We start from the raw sequence: 14,695 nt of genomic DNA on the forward strand, positions 1-14,695 counted from the left end.
TATATTGGGGTATTTTTATTTATAGAATATGTGTCAATTCAAACTTTCTTTTGATTTAAATAAGGAAGTGGTTTATATGTGACCTTCGTCCACTTTCCATTTATTTCGGTCAAATTTACTAAGTGCACTAACACAAGCTATCGATTCAAAATAACGTGGTTTCGTTCTATCACGAGTTGCAAGTGAGCTCTCGACAATTTACCACAACATCAAAGCTTTCATCTTAGGGTGGAGGCTTTTTCTTTTGGTTTGTAAATTGCATCAAACAGCCAAAACGCTTTGAGCTGAGAGGGTAGGGGGTGGGTTTTGAGAGCAAAAGGCTAACTTCAATCGCCAATGCCCAAGTCACACAGTCCAAAGTGGGGTTAGAGTACATCGCGCTCGGTGATGGCAACGGCGCTCACTACGTTCCTACACAAAATCAAACAGCCTTAGTACACGAAGTTTGGCGGGGACCTATCGCTGGACTATCAATTGATCCAACTAACAGCAATCGTATTATTATCGACGCTGTTATCCCTGTAACAGCTGGTGGTTTTACAATTAGGGAAATTGGTATTTTTGACGATAAAAATCAGTTAATTGCAATTGGACAATATCCAGAAAAGTACAAACCTCTATTATCAGAAGGTGTGTCAGAAGAAACAGTTGTACATTTTGTCATCGAAACAAATAATGCAGATATCGTGAAACTAACTATTGATCCAACAGTTATTGTTGCATCGCGTAATTATGTAGATGGAAAAGTAGCGCAGGTATAAACAGAGCTTACTGAACATTCGGGACAAAGTGTAGCGAGTGAAAACGGAGCGCATGGCATCCGATACTTTAATGATAAATTAGGATTCAACGATGGGGCGGATTGGTCAGAAATTGAAATAGGTAAGCCTAATGCTAACGGAACGCTCAAGATTAACAACAACCATGCAACAAGAGCATTTACCGAAATAAATTTCAGTAGTTCAGAAGTTTTAGAAATTTTAAGGATGAAATTCGCTGACTTGGAAGTATCGGGTGTAATAAAAATGATGGTAGCTACAAATAGAGATGTTACCAATTCTGTTGGAGGGGCAGAAATCATTCTTAATGTGGCTATTGATCAAGGCGGAACTTTAGTAGCGTCTAGTATGGAGATACTTACAATATCGCCTACTGTAGCTAGAGACTTCAGATGCGGGTCAGCTCATACTATGGACAATGTTTTAACAATATCAGTATATAAGAAAAAGACAAAAGTACCTTTATATATTGAGTTGGATTATATCACTAGTTTAGGTAATGCGTTCGAAGTTTTAGACTCTATTACAACCAATATAGATCTGGGTTCAGTAGCAGATACCAATCCTCCACAACAATCAATTTTTACACATGTAGGTAATAGCAAGGGAACTTTGGCAGCCTCTATTACTGGTAAAGGTGTACAAACCTCAGCAGACGCTACGTTTGTTCAGATGGCTGCTAACATTGATGCTATTCCTGCAAAGCTAATGATGACAGGTACAAAATTATCACCATCAAATACGTATAGCTTTAAGTTTGCTAAAGTTACAGGTACGTTATATCAACCTTATATATCCATTGAAGACATTCCATTTGCGCCCAAAATCATACGTGTCTTTTCAATGACGCTAACTGGTAATGTGGAAGAATACTCGTCACTGTATATAGCTGAGGATGAAGGTTTAGGAGTTAACTTATCGAGACATGTGACTGGGTACTTTGGAGGGGCAACTGCGACTGGTCAGGATTCTTATTTGATGATAGCTAGTGTTACGAGTCTGAATGGTAAGTGGGCAGTTATTATGCCAGTTCCACTAGTGTCTAGGTATTATAAGTATACAATTGTCGGTTAGATAAGGAGGGTGGCAATAACATGAACTTCTCAAGAGGAAATAGGGTTTTCTTTGATTCTACAGGTAAGATTCTATGGCAAACAGGAGAGATATGGGAATCTACGCTTCCTGTGCAACATGAAGAAATAAAAGGAGAAATTCGATACGTGGACTTAGAAGTCAATTATTATGACTCGTTGAAACAGTATATTGCTTCAATTAATCCTGAAACAAAAGAACCTGTATTTGAGTATTTTTCCGAACCTGAACCAACAGAGGATCAATTGAAAATCAAGAATTTAAAAGAAGATATTCTTTTATTACAAACAGATGCAAATGAGGAAGGAATTTTATAATGATTAATCAAATTGTTGTACGAATTGCAGACAAGCTGTGGAGGATTATATATTAGAGAAAACAGAAGGAATTTAAAAATTAGAGGAAAATCACCCCTTTTTGTCGAAATTTTTACTATAAAGGAGATGGTTTTGTGTCTATATTAGCAAATATACCTGACAGTTTACATCCCTACATTGTTACAGTAATACCTCTTGTGGCTTATGTAGTAAAGTTAACGATTGATAATTGGGGAATAACTGATTTGGAAAGAATTAGATTAAGCAATTTCAAAAGATTCCAAATTGCGATAACTAAATACGTTATGTTAAGTATTTCATTTGTAGCTACCATGTTTTTGATAATCACATTTTCAGATAAATTTACAGAATTAGAAGGAAGTTTGCTTTTAGGCGTATTAGCAGTTTTTTTCATAACTTTTGCAGCTTTAATCTTTTTACTAGAAAAAATAATTTATTTTTTTGTTTATTGTTTATCTTTTAAATATGATTACCACATAGTGAATGATAAAGGTGATCCTATTTATCGAATTATAAAATTAAGTAATGATAATTCTTTATTAGTAGAGTCTAATGGAATAGAAGAGTTTTTAGATGCAAAAGAAAAAAGGAAGTATAAAAAAATTCGTAGAAAAGATACATTTCATAATAAAATGTATAATAGTAGTTGGATACTTGGCTGTAACATTTTTATTGGAGTAGTAAGTATTGCAATGTTAATTAGTGTATTTTTTACTGAAAATTGGACCCAATTTATTCTATATTTGCTCTTTCTTCTGACATTCCTAGTAACTTTCATTTTGTATTTAAATTATAATGATAATAAAAAGCAAAGCACAGGTAATAATAACGAAAATAGCAACCAATAAAAATCCTAGTTTTTGTGGAAATAATAAAACAGGAGGATTAAATGCCGTTATCTTATGGTAATAGGAATTCAAAGAAACGCATCCGTATACATGTTCCATATTGTTCAGTAAGAAATTTCACGCAAGCAGAAAATCTAAGCGTTATTTTTATTGTCTAAATTAGAAGGGGATTATTTCCTTTTGTCGAATAACGATTAAAGGAGTGATATATATGAATGGTGAAAAAGTGCATTTGAAGTGTGGCTACACATATTTAATAAAAGGTGTAGAAAAATCAGCTGCGTATATTTCACCAAAGGTCAGCCAGAATTTCACTAATCCAAATGTTATTGCAAGTAAATTAGCCAACGAAATTTTAAATGCAACAGGAAGAACTGTAAAAGATTTTTTGTTTGTTGGAAAAGAGCCAGTTAATGGTGAGTAAGTTCTCTTTGAGGGAAACGGACTTTGGTACAAAGAATTAAACAAGAATTAAGTCAAATAAGTGGGGAAGTAAGAAGATAAACGCTAGTAATAAGTTAGCGTTCTTTGAAAGTATTCAACCTTTATTGTAGAATTTTACAGATAAGGGGGAATTACTTTGAACTATAACGCTAAAGAGATTTATAATACAGCAAAAAGCTTTTTGGCCGCAAGCATTGCTTTGAATAAAAAGTTATCTGAAACAAATGATATCTCAACTTATATTGCGCCAATAGTAACAAATACTTCATTTAGTATTGAGCTATTATTAAAATGTATTTACATGATTGAAAAAGGTCAGCCTGCACCAAACATACATCATCTGGATAAACTTTATCGGAAGTTAAGTGATGAAAGTAGAACTATTATTGAAATGATATATGATATGTTAGTTTCACAAAGTCAAACTACCATGGTATTAAAGCAGAAAGTACCTGAAATGAAAATAGATTTAGATTCAGCGTTAAAGGAAATGAGTAGTGCTTTCATTAACTGGAGATATAGCTATGAAAAGAAGCTTACTGGATTTCCGACTGCTGGTCCTATTATTGATGCGTTAATGGGTAGAATAAAAATATTAGAACCAGATTGGTAGAAATTGTCTAAAAACCGTATTTGCCTTCCACAACTATTGTGGAGGGCTATTTTTATACAACAAGACCTAAGCGATGCACTGTACCGAGCAGTGCTATTTTTATTTGTGAGGCAGGTGTCCGAGATGGGCGAAGAATGGTATTCAAATAAAGAATTGTTTGAACAAATTAATGCTTTACGAGGAGAAATTCAAGAGACTCGTAATTTGATTAAACAGTACAACGGATTACGTGAAGAGTACTCTGGACTAAAACTTGAGGTAGATCATGTAAAAGAACTGCTGGTACAAATTGAAGCTGTATCCATTGGTAATAACAAAGTACTAGAAGCCATTCGTAATTGGGGTGGCTGGGCTGTAGCAATCATTGCACTTGTACTAAATTTTATGAAATTATAATTGGAGGAATTTTTATGAAAATCAACTGGAAAGTACGTTAAAACACAAGCCGTTCTTAGTGGGAGCATTTGCATTGTTGCTACTAATCATTCGACAAATCGGCGCACTATTCGGCTACGACAAAACAATTTATAACGAGCGAGTTACAGAGTTATTTAACACTGTACTCGCTTTTTTAGTGCTAATTGGTGTTGTTGTTGATCCGACAACTGAAGGTGCAAGTGATAGTGAACAAGCATTAAAATATGAAAAATCAAAGGATGATGTGAAATGACTAGTGTAACAACTATATGTTGTGATTTAAGCGAATTAACAGCGGTCGCACAAACAGCATGTCGACTACTCTTTCAAGAATGCTACAAGGCAGGTATCAATTTTATCTTCATTACCGAAACATACCGTAGCCAAGCACGCCAAAACTACTTGTATAAGCGCAAGGTCGGACAAGACCAGGTCAAGTAGTTATCTGGACGCGTAATAGTAACCATACATCACGTAGGGCTTGGGATATTGCTGTTGCTCCACCACGAAATCTATACGATATTTCCAATCTGTCAAAGGTAGGAGCAATTACGAAAAAGCTAGGAATTACTTGGGAAGGCTATTGGCCAGTAGGTCAGTATGATGCACCACATTTTGAAATACCTACTAATTGGACAATGCCTGCAGGCTATAAATTAGAAGGAGAAGTAATCGTACCAACAGTAAGGGTGCAACTTATTCTAGAGGACGAACCACAACAAACAGAAAAGGATGATGATACGATGAAATTCACAAGTTCAACCGCAAAAGCTGCAGTACGTGATTATATTCAACAAGCAGTCGATAAAAAGTTGATCGTTAAATCTTGGTTGGAGAAATTCGATAATGGAACCATGACAAACGTTGATTTTGAGGGATTGAAGAATATCATTACACAACGTAGCATTTAATAATTGAAAAACTAATTTTAGGTATAATTATGATGAATTTTGAAAAAATGTTAAGATTGAAAGATAGATTAGGAGGGAAATAAATTGATTTCATTAAAACCTATGAACCAAGAAGAGTTCAAACAATATATTAGTTATGCAATTGAAGACTATGCTAAAGACAAAATCGCTTCCGGAAATTGGAGTGAAGATGAGGCGATTGACTTGTCGAGGGAATCATTTGCACGACTACTACCAAAAGACGAGAAGACTGAGAGTAATCATTTATTGTCGATCTTTCACAACGATATTTTAGTTGGAATGATTTGGATTTCACAAAAAGCCCCTACAAAACCTAATGAAGGTTTTATTTATGACTTTGTGATTTTTGAACAATATCAAGGACAAGGACATGGCAAGAAAGCAATGAAAGAAGCTGAAATTATTGCTAAAGAGTTAGGTATGAATAAAATTGGTTTAAACGTTTTTGGTCATAATAAAATTGCACGTGGATTATATGAAAAAATGGGTTATGAAATTACGAATATAACAATGTCTAAAACAATTTGATAATGTAACAGTAAGCCCAGGTACTCATTAATTTGAGCCTGGGCATTGTAGAGATTAATTACTCCATAACATTGCGTCAATAATAACGCAAATAATGATTAGAACTACTATACCCCAAACGAATTTTTCAGCTGCGCGAATGTTTTCTTCGTTTGTGACTTTGTTTTGGACTTCCTTTCGTACTCGCTCTGACGCGTCTCTCATTTTTCTCGTTGAAGTATCTTCAAAAATTGTATTACAATATTCACATTTCACAAATACTAAACCATCTCTATATACTTTCTTAAAAGGACTACTAGCTAAACAATTAGGACAATTATTCATTTGTATTCACCTCAATATACCTATCTACTATTTACCATTTTAGGAAAATCAGGATGTTTTGTACATAGAAATAAAGTTGATATTCGATTTAATGGAAGGGTCTTTAAACTTATATGTAGAAATATCTGTAAAAAGGGGTGTGGATTATGAATTACGATATAATAGTACCAGTAAAATTTTTATTCAAACGTAAGCTTGACAATGTACCAATTATAGGTTTATCAAGCTTACAATTAACACACGAAGAACATGAAGCACTAACAGACGAAGTTGCTCTAAACCTTTTAAAGGAACAGGGTTACAACGTAATCAGAATGGTCCATAGAGATGAGAATATTATAACTGTCAATTTCAGCGAAAGATTTTAGTGGCTGTCAAATATGTTAGTCTAAAATAAAAACACCAACAAAGAAAAAAGAGCCCAAACACATGAATCGTGATGAATTGGATTTGTAAAAAAATGTAAATTCATTACTGAAGCAATGAGAGAAAGCAAACAAAAATCTTTAGCATCTACAAACGAGATGAGCCACTAGAAGGTACCATAATAAAAATGTATTAATATAGTAGAATGTTGTTTTTATATAAAAAAATAAAAATGCCACAGACTGTGGCAAAGAAATAAGATTAATTTTAAGGGAATTTATATCGTTCTTTCCTTATAAAATAGTACCTGTTCAAACCTTCTTTATCTACATTTTACGAACTGGGGCACCATTTTAAAAAAAGTTACAGGTGCCCCAGCGAGTGCCCCAAAAAGTACCCCAGTTAAATACACTTAGATATGCTTCGTTAGATAGGTATAGAAACCCTCATTAATACAAAACCTTGATATTATGCACATCAAAAAATTAAAAACATCAGGATAGAAACCAAGGTCATAAGTTATGCTTATCAAAAAAGATAATATTAATGTAATTTACTTATGAATATAAATGCGCTATCATGGGTATTGGAGAAAAGATGCTACACATTTTTAAAGCCTTTTCAAAAAGATATATTAGGGGGATCCGCAAATGGCACAAGGTAATTTACACAACAGCCGTGCATCATTCGAAGTGAATGGTAAAACTTACAATTACTATGATTTAGCTGCGATTGAAAAAGCTGGCGTTGCAAAAGTTTCAAACCTTCCTTATTCAATTAAAGTATTATTAGAATCTGTTTTACGTCAATATGATGCGTATGTAATTAAAGAAGAACACGTAAACGAATTAGCAAAATGGGGTAACGGTGCTGACCCAGAAGCAGAAGTACCATTCAAACCTTCTCGCGTTGTATTACAAGACTTTACTGGTGTACCAGTAGTTGTTGACCTTGCATCTCTTCGTTCTGCAATGAAGGAAATGGGCGGCGACCCAAGCAAAATCAACCCTGCTATTCCAGTTGACCTTGTAATTGACCACTCAGTACAAGTTGACAAATACGGTAATGCATCTGCATTACAAGCAAACATGGACCTAGAATTCGAACGTAACGCTGAGCGTTATAACTTCTTAAAATGGGCTCAAACTGCTTACAATAACTTCCGTGCTGTACCACCAGCAACAGGTATCGTTCACCAAGTAAACTTAGAGTACTTAGCTCCAGTTGTACATGTTAACGAAAATGCTGATGGCACATTCGAAACATTCCCAGATTCAGTAGTAGGTACTGACTCTCATACAACAATGATCAACGGTATCGGCGTTCTTGGATGGGGCGTAGGTGGTATCGAAGCTGAAGCAGGTATGCTTGGTCAGCCTTCATACTTCCCAATTCCTGAAGTTATCGGTGTTAAATTAGTTGGCGATCTTCCAAACGGAACAACTGCTACTGACTTAGCATTAAAAGTAACACAAGTATTACGTCAACGTGGCGTAGTTGGTAAATTCGTTGAGTTCTTCGGACCTGGCGTATCTAAATTACCACTAGCTGACCGTGCGACAATTTCTAACATGGCTCCTGAATATGGTGCTACATGTGGTTACTTCGCAATCGACGAAGAATCATTAAACTACATGCGTTTAACTGGTCGTGACGAAGAGCACATCGCGGTTGTAGAAGCTTACTTAAAAGCGAACCACATGTTCTTCAACCCAACATTAGAGCCAGTTTACACTGATGTTTTAGAAGTAAACTTAGCTGAAATCGAACCAAACCTTTCTGGTCCAAAACGTCCACAAGACTTAATTCCACTATCTCAAATGCGTTCTCGTTACAAAGAAGCAGTAGTGGCACCACAAGGTACACAAGGTTTCGGTTTAACAGAAGATGAATTCGCAAAAACTTCTGTAGCGAAATTCGCTGAAGGCGATGTAGAAATTCCAACAGGTGCTGTTGCAATTGCTGCCATCACTTCTTGTACAAACACATCTAACCCATACGTATTGATTGCTGCGGGCTTAGTGGCGAAAAAAGCTGTAGAAAAAGGTCTTACAGTGCCGAAATGGGTAAAAACTTCTTTAGCACCAGGTTCTAAAGTTGTAACTGGTTACCTTGAAGATTCAGGTTTACAAACGTACCTTGACCAAATCGGTTTCAACACTGTAGGTTACGGTTGTACAACATGTATCGGTAACTCAGGTCCATTATTACCTGAAATCGAAGATGCAATTAAAGAAAATGACTTATTCGTAACTTCAGTTCTTTCTGGTAACCGTAACTTTGAAGGTCGTGTACACCCACTTGTAAAAGCTAACTACTTAGCTTCTCCACCACTTGTTGTTGCTTATGCACTTGCTGGTACAGTGGATATCGATCTACAAAAAGATTCATTCGGTAAAGACAAAGATGGTAACGAAGTATTCTTCGCTGATATCTGGCCTTCAACTGAAGAAGTTAACGCAGTATTAGGTACTGTTGTTAACCGTGAGTTATTCCAAAAAGAATACGAAACTGTATTCACAGCGAACGAAAAATGGAATGCAATTGAAACATCAACTGAGTCTCTTTACACATTTGATGACAAATCAACTTACATCCAAAACCCACCATTCTTCCAAGGTCTTGCAAAAGAGCCAGAAGCTATTAAAGGCTTAGACGGCTTACGCATTATGGCGAAGTTTGGTGACTCAATCACAACTGACCATATTTCTCCAGCTGGTGCAATCGGTAAAGATACACCTGCAGGTAAATATTTAATTGAAAACGGTGTTGCAATCCGTGACTTCAACTCTTACGGTTCTCGTCGTGGTAACCACGAAGTAATGATGCGTGGTACATTTGCAAACATCCGTATCCGTAACCAAGTGGCTCCTGGTACAGAGGGTGGATTCACTACTTATTGGCCAACAGGCGAAGTAGAGTACATCTATGACGCATGTATGAAATACCAAGAGCAAGGTACTGGCTTAGTCGTACTTGCTGGTAACGACTACGGTATGGGTTCTTCTCGTGACTGGGCTGCGAAAGGTACATTCCTACTTGGCGTGAAAACTGTTATCGCACAATCTTACGAGCGTATCCACCGTTCTAACCTAGTAATGATGGGTGTTCTTCCACTTCAATTTATGCCAGGTGAATCTGCTGATACATTAGGCTTAACTGGTAAAGAAGAAATCTCTGTTAACATTACTGACAACGTAAAACCACGTGAAATCTTAACAGTAACTGCTAAATCTGAAGACGGCACAGTTAAAACTTTCCAAGCTTTAGCTCGTTTCGACTCAGAAGTAGAAGTAGACTACTACCGTCACGGTGGTATCCTACAAATGGTTCTACGCGCAAAAGCTGCTGAGTAATCATCACCATAAAAACCGATCTCTTAGGAGGTCGGTTTTTTTATTTATTGAGAAAGTGATGGATAGAAGTGGCCAAAATATGGATAAATCGAACCAAATGACGGATATAATGGATAATTATAATTTAATTTCCAACTAACCTAGCATTTTCCCCATCCTTTCGATAAAATTAATAGGTAAGCATTAAAATTTACATAAACGGGGGACGATTAATTATGACAAAGAAAAAACATAAGCTTTATACAGCGGCAACAGCTGCAATGGCGGTTACTGCTGTTGCGGTAGTACCTGTTTCGGCTGCAAGTCCATTTTCAGATGTGAGCGAAGATTATGCGCATTTTAACAGTATTTCCACATTACATGCAAAAGATATTATTAATGGTTTTCCAGATGGTACATTTAAGCCTTCACAGGACGTAACACGTGGACAGGCGGCGAAGATGATAGCAAGTGCTTTCCAACTAACAACAACGGATATGACTGTAGAGAATCCAAATTTCAAGGATGTCGATTCATCTAGCCCATTCTATAAAGCGATCGTTACATTAGTTAATCTTGGGGTTGTACAAGGCTATGAGGATGATACATTCCGTCCAGATGACACGATTACTCGTGGTCAAATGGCGATAATGGTAGCAGAGGCTGCAGGTTTAACAGCAGAAGGCAAAAGTCCATTTACAGATGTACAACAAAATAGTCCATTCGCAGATGCAGTAACAGCACTGTATGAGGCAGGTATTGCGAAGGGTGTTTCTGCCACAGAATTTGGTGTAGATAAAAATGTTACACGTGGTCAGTTAGCGACATTTATTGTAAACGCATTAGGCTTAGCTGAGGTTACAAAGCCTACAACGGAAGAAAAAGAGGAAAAACCTACAGAGGAGCAGGTAACGGAAGAACAACCTACGACAACAAAGGATAGTGCTTTGTTAGAGGAAGTGTTTACTAAAACATTAGCTAAGCAAAAAGAGCTAAAAAGCATGAAGGCTACCATGACAATCTCTCAGTCAGTGGAGGCAAACGATGGTAAGGAAACCATGAAAATGGATTCTAAAGGCAACATGAAGATGGAAATTGTGACAGAGCCGATGCAATTCTTTGCGGATGGTACAATGTCATTAACAGATCCAACAAGTGGTGAAGCGATCAATTTGCCGATTAAAATGTATATGACGGCTAAAGATGGTATGTATATGTATGAGGCAGAACAACAGGCTTGGGTGAAGTTCCCGAAACAATTCTTTGAGGATGTACTGAGCCAAACAGGGATGCAGCCAGATGCAACAGAACAATTGGAGATGCTACAAGCATTTGCTGAAGATTTCACATTAGTTGAAACAGCAAACCGTTATGAATTAACTCTAAAGGGCGCTGGCGATAAATTCACAGAACTAGTGAAGCAACAGCTTGGCGCAATGGATTTAGGAATGGATGCTGATTTAGAGGCACAATTAGGCAATATTTCCTTTGATGGTCTCACATATAAATTATTGATTAATAAAGAAACATTCGATGTAGAAGAAATTGCTATGGATATGACATTAAAGATGCAAGTAGAAGGCAATTCGATCAAAACAAGACAGCAAACAACGATCAAATATCATGATTTCAATGCGGTAACAACGATTACGATTCCAAAAGATGTGCTAGACAACGCAAAGGAAATGGATTTTAGCGCATCAGAAACAGCACCAGTAAGCAAATAATACAAAAAGTAGGTTTATGCCAAGTATATTGGCGTAAACCTACTTTTTTATGCTTTAGTGGAAACCCATTAATTCTTTTACTTTCGCTGTGTTTGTAGCAGATGTCAGTGTTTCTAGTAAATGAAAGGCAACATCAAAAGCTGTTCCTGGATTGGAGGAGGTGATAATATGATCTGTTTGCACAATGCGCTCGTTGACAATAGTTGCGCCATAGCCTTTTAGCTGTGCTAAACGTTTACTTGTTGGATGATTATAGGTAGTTGCTTGACGTTGCTGAAGAATTCCACTATGTCCTAAAATAAGGGAAGCTACACAGATTGTTGCAATCGGTTTTTTGTGTTCATCAAAGTGGCGAACGACTGCCTGAAATTCCTTGCTAAAGGCATCCTCATAAAATCCCGCTTCCTCAAAGCCACCTGGAATCGCTAAGGCATCAAATTCCTCTAAATTAATTTCATGGAGCAATTTTTCAGGAGTGACTTTAAAATTCCATGTGCATTGTAGCTGTTCATGCAAGCCGACTGTAACCACCTCTGTCGTCCCATCACCTTCCCATTTATTCCAGCCTAGCACATCAGTAAAGACGCTTGCTTCCACCGCTTCAAAGCCATTTGCTAATAGTAATAATATTTTTTTCATGTTTGTTTTGCCTCCTTTATTGCTTTTATTGTAAACAAAAGGGATAAAAGATTACATACGCTGTATAATGGATTTTAGGTAAAAAACTTTATTTGAAAAGGTATTATGTCCTAAATGATTGATTTAGAAAGGTGATGGACCATGGATCATATTGATACACAAATTTTACAGCAGTTACAGCAAAATGCCAAAATCTCGATGAAGGAATTAGCCACTACCGTTCATTTATCCTCTCCTGCCGTTATTGAAAGAGTCAAAAAGCTGGAGGAGCAGGGAGTGATTGAAGGCTATCATGCAAAGGTAAATTTGAAAAAGATGGAACGTACGATTGAAGCCATTATTTTATTTAAATCCATTGATTGTAAAAGTCTTTCTTCCTTTTGTAATGCTCATCCTGATGTTTTGGCATGCTATCGGGTGGCAGGGGAAATTAGTTATATTGTTCAACTAGCGACCTATTCAGTAGAAACATTAGAACAATTTATTGATGCGGCTATGCCCTATGGCACGCCTTCTACTAATATCGTGTTATCTTCAACGGAAAAACAGGTGATTACACCATTTGCTGACAATGATTTGGGGTAAATGACAAAAAAAGCAAACCTCGAAGCCGTGAGCACCGTTAATAGGGTAGAGAGGAGGAAGAATGTTGCTAATTCATGAACTGGAAAGAATAATGGAACAGCATACAGAGAGGCTTATTCGTCTTGCCTTTTATTATGTTAGAGATTTACAAAGCGCTGAAGATATCGTACAAGATGTCTTTATTAAATTCTATGATAATCAGCAAAACTATGAGGAACGTGGTGAGCTAAAGGCTTATTTATCGAAATTAGTTAGTAATCGAAGTAAAGATTATTTACGCAGCTGGACCTATCGGAAAATTCAAGTTCAACAGAAGATTTTTCCGAAGCAAACCGTCACGAGAAGAGATATGCTTGTACAGCAAGATGAACGTACTTTGATTGAAAATGCGATTCTAGCTCTCCCATTCAAGCAGCGTGAGGTCATTATACATTTTTATTTTGAAGAAATGCCTGTTGTGGACATTGCAGAGCTGTTAACTATTCCTGAAAGCACCGTCAAAACAAGGCTACGTCGTGGGCGAGAGTTATTAAAGCTACAGTTACAGCATGTTGAATGGGAGGTGCTCCTGCATGAGTAAAGTGGACGTTCGCGTAGTAAGGGATTTATCAGAAAGCAAAAAGCGCGTGATGACAAATGTGGTCCAGCATTTACAACAACGCCATGAAAAAAAATCTGCTAAACGTTGGCCATATGGCGTTTTGGCTATGATTTTAAGTATCTGCATAGGGCTGTTTATATATCATCAATATAATGAACAACAACAGCAAGCATCTAAGATTCCCCAAGTATTAGATGAGCGGATTTTAGAGCTACATTTACAAAAGGATGCTTATATGAATGGGAAATATCGTCTCTATAAGGCAAGTTTTGATAGTTTTTTATATCTTGAATCGACTTTTGCTTACGCGCAATCAAGGAAGTTAATCCCCTCACAGGAGCAAGTAGATAAAGAGCTAGAGCTGATTATGGAGGGATTTAGCAATGAAACTCAGCCAACAATGGATGAACGATTACAAATGCTGCAAATCACAAAAGAAGAGTTTTCTGCTAAATATGCAATGCCAATCGCTTATAAAATGGCCACAGTTAACTTATTATGGGAGGCAAGCAAAGCCGATTATAAGGATGTAAGTTATCCAATTCGTACATGGCTTGTCGAGCGAGAAGCCATGAATTATTTAGAGCAACACTATCATAAAGACATTGTATCCTTACAAGAAAAATATAAAATTCCAGAAAAGGACAGTCAGATGAAGCTCATCAGAAGTGGAACCGTCTTAACGATCAAGGAACATGAGTTTTTAGTTGTCTCAGGTGTCCTGGAAAGCGAGATTGGTCAAAAATCTGTCGATGAATTAGTGCAAAAACATAGCAATGGTACATGGTTTCCTCTAGTGGATGTCCCGAAAACACTATCAGTTGGCGATCGAGTAGAAGTACAGTATAGACAGGCGATTGGGAACGATGACACTCAGCCGTTCATTGATTATAAAGATATCGTCGAGATGAAAATAGTAAAGGAATATCAATAAAAAGAAGCTAGACATTCAATGATTATAGAATGTCTAGCCTCTTAGTGTTGAAAAACAAAACAGTCAATTGAAAGGTAGAAATGGATTTCCGTTGCAGGCTACTTGCTTTCCTGTGGGCGAGCGCCGAACCGCTTCCTCCGCTACCGCTCCGTTTAGAGTTTTGCCTGTCTCGCTATCCCACGGGAGTCAAGTA

General features: G+C 36.8%; 18 protein-coding genes and 1 pseudogene. 18 read left to right on the top strand and 1 reads right to left on the bottom strand.

Features of this window, described 5'->3' with window-relative positions; translation table 11 throughout:
- Positions 1 to 299 precede the first annotated feature (299 nt).
- From ACEVFT_RS16825 to ACEVFT_RS16895, 15 genes and pseudogenes are all read left to right on the top strand, one after another.
- Positions 300 to 761 carry a phage tail protein gene (locus ACEVFT_RS16825; RefSeq protein WP_393950801.1) on the top strand — a complete coding sequence of 154 codons (462 nt, stop codon included), beginning with the start codon at positions 300 to 302 and terminating at the stop codon, positions 759 to 761.
- 264 nt (positions 762 to 1,025) lie between these two features.
- The gene (locus tag ACEVFT_RS16830) at positions 1,026 to 1,853 is read left to right on the top strand and encodes a hypothetical protein (RefSeq protein ID WP_393950802.1); all 828 of its coding nucleotides are present in this window, start codon (positions 1,026 to 1,028) and stop codon (positions 1,851 to 1,853) included.
- 20 nt (positions 1,854 to 1,873) lie between these two features.
- On the top strand, positions 1,874 to 2,188 hold the full coding sequence (locus ACEVFT_RS16835) for a hypothetical protein (RefSeq protein ID WP_393950803.1): 315 nt from the start codon (positions 1,874 to 1,876) through the stop codon (positions 2,186 to 2,188).
- A gap of 134 nt (positions 2,189 to 2,322) precedes the next feature.
- On the top strand, positions 2,323 to 3,057 hold the full coding sequence (locus tag ACEVFT_RS16840; protein ID WP_393950804.1) for a hypothetical protein: 735 nt from the start codon (positions 2,323 to 2,325) through the stop codon (positions 3,055 to 3,057).
- Between the two features lie 211 nt (positions 3,058 to 3,268).
- A complete protein-coding gene (locus ACEVFT_RS16845) occupies positions 3,269 to 3,481 on the top strand; it encodes a hypothetical protein (RefSeq protein ID WP_393950805.1) in 213 nt (70 codons plus the stop codon).
- A gap of 156 nt (positions 3,482 to 3,637) precedes the next feature.
- On the top strand, positions 3,638 to 4,114 hold the full coding sequence (locus ACEVFT_RS16850; RefSeq protein ID WP_393950806.1) for a hypothetical protein: 477 nt from the start codon (positions 3,638 to 3,640) through the stop codon (positions 4,112 to 4,114).
- A 123-nt stretch (positions 4,115 to 4,237) separates the two neighbouring features.
- Entirely contained in the window at positions 4,238 to 4,510 is a 273-nt protein-coding gene (locus ACEVFT_RS16855; RefSeq protein ID WP_393950807.1) for a hypothetical protein, read from the top strand.
- A gap of 73 nt (positions 4,511 to 4,583) precedes the next feature.
- A complete protein-coding gene (locus ACEVFT_RS16860) occupies positions 4,584 to 4,784 on the top strand; it encodes a phage holin (RefSeq protein WP_393950808.1) in 201 nt (66 codons plus the stop codon).
- Entirely contained in the window at positions 4,781 to 4,972 is a 192-nt protein-coding gene (locus tag ACEVFT_RS16865) for a M15 family metallopeptidase domain-containing protein (protein WP_393950809.1), read from the top strand. Before ACEVFT_RS16860 ends, ACEVFT_RS16865 begins: the two co-directional genes overlap by 4 nt.
- 47 nt (positions 4,973 to 5,019) lie before the next feature.
- A pseudogene (locus ACEVFT_RS16870) lies at positions 5,020 to 5,094 on the top strand (M15 family metallopeptidase); the annotation flags it as partial.
- Between the two features lie 75 nt (positions 5,095 to 5,169).
- Positions 5,170 to 5,442 (top strand): hypothetical protein, encoded by a 273-nt coding sequence (locus ACEVFT_RS16875; RefSeq protein ID WP_393950810.1) that lies wholly within the window; start codon positions 5,170 to 5,172, stop codon positions 5,440 to 5,442.
- A gap of 84 nt (positions 5,443 to 5,526) precedes the next feature.
- Complete coding sequence (locus ACEVFT_RS16880; RefSeq protein WP_393950811.1) at positions 5,527 to 5,991, top strand: GNAT family N-acetyltransferase; 465 nt, start codon at positions 5,527 to 5,529, stop codon at positions 5,989 to 5,991.
- 470 nt (positions 5,992 to 6,461) lie between these two features.
- Positions 6,462 to 6,683: a hypothetical protein gene (locus tag ACEVFT_RS16885; protein WP_393950812.1), complete on the top strand. Its 222-nt coding sequence runs from the start codon at positions 6,462 to 6,464 to the stop codon at positions 6,681 to 6,683.
- Positions 6,684 to 7,331: 648 nt separating this feature from the next.
- Entirely contained in the window at positions 7,332 to 10,037 is a 2,706-nt protein-coding gene (gene acnA, locus ACEVFT_RS16890) for an aconitate hydratase AcnA (protein WP_205443747.1), read from the top strand.
- 215 nt (positions 10,038 to 10,252) lie between these two features.
- Positions 10,253 to 11,743: a DUF6612 family protein gene (locus ACEVFT_RS16895; RefSeq protein ID WP_393950813.1), complete on the top strand. Its 1,491-nt coding sequence runs from the start codon at positions 10,253 to 10,255 to the stop codon at positions 11,741 to 11,743.
- A 54-nt stretch (positions 11,744 to 11,797) separates the two neighbouring features.
- Here the strand turns inward: ACEVFT_RS16895 and ACEVFT_RS16900 are convergent, their stop codons facing one another.
- Positions 11,798 to 12,382 carry a DJ-1/PfpI family protein gene (locus ACEVFT_RS16900; protein ID WP_393950814.1) on the bottom strand — a complete coding sequence of 195 codons (585 nt, stop codon included), beginning with the start codon at positions 12,380 to 12,382 and terminating at the stop codon, positions 11,798 to 11,800.
- 141 nt (positions 12,383 to 12,523) lie between these two features.
- On the opposite strand from ACEVFT_RS16900, the gene ACEVFT_RS16905 reads away from it, so the two are divergent.
- The 3 genes from ACEVFT_RS16905 (at position 12,524) to ACEVFT_RS16915 (ending at position 14,502) form a co-directional block, all read left to right on the top strand.
- Positions 12,524 to 12,967: an Lrp/AsnC family transcriptional regulator gene (locus ACEVFT_RS16905; RefSeq protein ID WP_016994226.1), complete on the top strand. Its 444-nt coding sequence runs from the start codon at positions 12,524 to 12,526 to the stop codon at positions 12,965 to 12,967.
- 61 nt (positions 12,968 to 13,028) lie between these two features.
- Complete coding sequence (locus ACEVFT_RS16910; protein ID WP_393950815.1) at positions 13,029 to 13,547, top strand: sigma-70 family RNA polymerase sigma factor; 519 nt, start codon at positions 13,029 to 13,031, stop codon at positions 13,545 to 13,547.
- Positions 13,540 to 14,502, top strand: a complete 963-nt coding sequence (locus tag ACEVFT_RS16915) for a DUF3221 domain-containing protein (protein ID WP_393950816.1) — start codon at positions 13,540 to 13,542, stop codon at positions 14,500 to 14,502. Before ACEVFT_RS16910 ends, ACEVFT_RS16915 begins: the two co-directional genes overlap by 8 nt.
- The last annotated feature ends 193 nt before the right edge of the window (positions 14,503 to 14,695 follow it).

Source organism: Lysinibacillus sp. PWR01 (assembly GCF_043359455.1).
GTDB lineage: Bacteria > Bacillota > Bacilli > Bacillales_A > Planococcaceae > Lysinibacillus > Lysinibacillus fusiformis_F.